Annotated in this window: 3 protein-coding genes; all 3 read right to left on the reverse strand. The window is 70.0% G+C overall.

The window, feature by feature from the left end; translation table 11 throughout:
• Window positions 1–377 precede the first annotated feature (377 nt).
• Window positions 378–2,498, reverse strand: a complete 2,121-nt coding sequence (locus tag ACFY1T_RS35535) for a hypothetical protein (RefSeq protein WP_390791869.1) — start codon at window positions 2,496–2,498, stop codon at window positions 378–380.
• 292 nt (window positions 2,499–2,790) lie between these two features.
• A complete protein-coding gene (locus ACFY1T_RS35540; protein ID WP_376021359.1) occupies window positions 2,791–3,081 on the reverse strand; it encodes a hypothetical protein in 291 nt (96 codons plus the stop codon).
• Entirely contained in the window at window positions 3,078–3,434 is a 357-nt protein-coding gene (locus ACFY1T_RS35545) for a DUF6247 family protein (protein ID WP_030874051.1), read from the reverse strand. Before ACFY1T_RS35545 ends, ACFY1T_RS35540 begins: the two co-directional genes overlap by 4 nt.
• Window positions 3,435–3,571 lie beyond the last annotated feature (137 nt).

Genomic DNA, 3,571 nt, shown 5'->3' on the forward strand with positions numbered 1-3,571 from the left:
GACGCTTCCTTTGTACTCACCCTCTCGGGCTTTCCTCCGGGCTTTCGTTCTTCGTTCTTGCGTTTCCGACTCTATCAGATCCTTTCGGGCCTGACTCCCAGTCGAAGCGGGATTTGCTTTCCAGGTCTTCGCTTTCGCGTTTCCCTTTCCGGCGAGTCCGACTCTATCAGAAGTTTTCCACCGGATTTCCCGGCTTCGGATTCCTGGATGAGGAGTCGAGTACGCACCCGCAGAATTCGATTCCGTGGGTGCGAGGGGTCTTGCTGGATGGCTGCCGAACTTGTCCAGTTCCAGGCAACCGTTCGACTCTACAACTAGGCCCTGTAGGTGTCAAAACGAGCGCGGGGGGCCTCATGCACGAGGCCCCCCGCACCGCGTCACGGGCGTCCGCGTCCCGCCTGGAAGCCGGTCCCGGTGAGGGTGAACGAGCCCGTCGCCTTGAGCGGGGCTCCGTGACCGTCCGCCGGGACGGCCAGCAGCGTCCATTCGTACGCGCCGCTCATCACGGTGCGGCCCGCCTGGTCCTTCCCGTCCCACACCAGGTCGATCGCACCGCGCGCCTCGCCACCGCTGCGCACGACGGTCGCGATGCCCGAGGCCTTGTTCCGCGCCATCAGCCTCCACGACGACACCGGCTTGGACAGCCACCAGCGAGCCTGCCGGCTGCCCGCCTTCTTCGCGTCGAGGGTGCCGGGCACGTTCTGGTCGATCACGGCGAGCGGTGAGGTGGCGCCGGTGACTCCGACGACGTGAATCGTCTCGCCCTGGTCGAGGTGGGCCAGCCGGCCACCGAAGCGGTCGACGGACCAGTCGAGGCCGTAGCCGGCCACGTACTGCTGGACCTGGTGCTCCTTCACCGCCTGCCCGGAGCGCAAGTTGTAGATGCTGAGGCCGGCGTTGTCCTGGACCACGTAGCCGTCACCCAGTCGCACTTGGCCGAGCGGACGTTCCGCGACGAACGGCAGCGGGATCCTCTGCCGCGTGGGCACGTGGTAGGCGGCCGCGCCGGCTCCGTCGGCGGCGCAGGTCGAGTAGAACCAGTCCCCGTTGGCCTGGAGCTCGTACGGACGGCAAGCCGACCCGAGGTCGACGCGGCGGACGACCTGGCCGGTCCGCAGGTCCGTGGCGGCCACGACGCCCTTGTCGCCCTCGGGCTGCCAGAGCAGGGATCCCCACAGCCCCGCGGCCGGGGCGGGCTTGACGTCCGACACCTTGCCGGCGTCGATGTCGAGGACCAGCTGCCGCGGGACCCCGTCGGTCTCCGCACCGACCAGCAGGTAGCGGCCGGAGGAGCTGACGATCCTGGGGTTGCGCAGTGCGCCGGGCAGTTTCACGGCCCGCTGGGAACCACCGGTGCGGGCATCCCGGATGTGCACCGTCACCGAGCACGGAGTTGAACACCCGGCCGGATCCGCAGACATCCCGATGATCCGGCCGTCGCCCGTCGCCGCATTTCCTCCGAAGCGGCCGGCCGCTTCGGGGCAGAGGGGGTCGCTCGTCGAACGCTCACAGCGCCACGCGGGAGCCTCGGTGATCGACGGCGGACCCGTGACGGACGTCCGGTAGCCCAAGACGAACTCGGTGTTGTCGACGTGCAGCGCGGAGAGGTCTCCCTGGGCGATGGCGAGGCTCCGCCGGTCCGTGGGCCGGGCCGGAACGGCCAGGGCCTCCTGGACCTTCAGGGCGCCCTGGGCATCCGCGGAGATCCGGTGGACGGCCCAGCGGGTGCTGCCCTTGACGGTGGACAGCCCGTACGCGCCGCCGTCCGCCCCCAGGACCAACTGCCCGTCCAGCCGGTCCAGTACCGGTCGCGGTGCACCACCGTCGATCGGGTGCGCCGTCACCACCGGGTCGTCCCGGTCGCCGGTGTCCGCGATCAGCCAGTCGCCGACCGTCAGGACCCGTTCCGGGTACGCGCCGATCGCCACCGTACGGACGACGGCGGGGTCGGTCCTGGACACCATGACGGCCTCGTTCGACCTGACCATGGCGATCCACTTCGAGCCGAGCCCCACGTGGTTGTACGTGGCGCCCCCACCGGGGACTTCGGGAAGCTCCTTCAGCGTCGCCGTGGCGTAGTCGAGGAGCCCGTGGCGGTGCTTGCCTTCCGGGCCCGCGCCCCAGTACTCGACGAGCGCGCCCCGCGCGTCCGAAGCCAGAACCGCGTAGGAACCCAAGGCCCCTGCGCCCGTCACCGGCACGTCCTTGCGGGGCTCGTTCGCGCGGCCGAGCAGGTGCAGCACGTACCGCCCGTCCGCGTCCTTCTCATGGGCGAGGACCTGGGTCGGCGAGAAGGCCGTGGCCCAGGCCCGGTTCTCCTTGCGCGGAACGGATTCCGTCGCCCCTGTCGCGTAGTCCCGGATCTTCAGCTCCGTGGTGCCGTCGCAGGCGACCTCGTCACCGAGCCAGGCCAGTACCCCGCATTCGACAGGGACCTGCCGACCGTCGGCACTCCACCAGGACAGCGACCCCCGGGTGTTCCTGTCCGACAGCAACACGCCCTTACCGGCACCACGGAGTACCAGGTACGGCTCGGAGTTGCCCGGCGGCGACGCCACGGTCGCCTCACCCCCCGGAGGCGGTACTGCGGCGGCTGCCGTCGGTACGGCGCACAGCGCGCCGATGCAAGTGGCCAGTGCGAGCGCGGCGGCTCCCACGGCGCGCGGCATTCTCAAGTGTGTTCCCCCCACAGGATGCACGCGGGGGTCGGCGGCGGGCGCCTGCGCCGGCCGCTCTGCGCCCCCGCAAAGTGAGCGGATCGTAGCAGCAGGGGGCGGGGGAACTTCGAGGTCAGAGGTTGACGCGCTTGAGGTAGACGCGGCTGCGGTGGGAGATGGTCTGGTACCAGAGCATGAGGTGCTCGTCCTCGTACGTGCGCAGCCGCATGGGGCTGGGGTCTTCGTAGAGGCTGCCGTCCTTGGGGTCGATGGCCATCGACGCGAGGTCGACCAGGCCCTCCATGACGACGGCCACCAGCTCCTGCTGCTCCGCGGGCATGTCGCCGAGTACCCACAGCCGGCTCGGATCGCACTCCCAGGCCCAGCCGGCCTCGTTCTCCACCCCCTCGCCCCGCAGGGTCACTGACCGATCTCCCGCTGGGCCTCGGCCAGGATGCGGCTGCTGGTCTCCATGGCCGCCCGGAACTGCTCCTCCGTGGCGGCCGGATCGCCGGCGGTGCGCTCGGCCTCGAGCAGCGCCGCGGCGCGGGCGGGCCGGCGGTGGATGGCCACGTGCGTGGCCCACTTGATCAGGAAGAAGCGGAGCGGGTTGATGGCGCCCGTCTCCGCGGCGCGGTCGAACGCCGCATGGCATTCCCTGTCGAACTCGGCGAGGTGTGCCATGTCGATCCGGCGCACGGCGTCCCGCAGGGCTTCGCGCGTCATGGCCGGCTGGGGGATGAGCGGACCGTCGTCTTCGAGGTGCTGTGCTGTCATCGTGCCTCCAGGGGAACGAGGCCAGGATAGCGAGCGGCCCTGCCACCTGCCCGTAAACGCAGAAAAGCCCCGCACCATAAGGTGCGGGGCTTTCCCACAATGATTGTTCGGCGGCGTCCTACTCTCCCACAGGGTCC

It is taken from the genome of Streptomyces sp. NPDC001194 (assembly GCF_042896985.1).
In the GTDB taxonomy this organism is placed as follows: domain Bacteria; phylum Actinomycetota; class Actinomycetes; order Streptomycetales; family Streptomycetaceae; genus Streptomyces.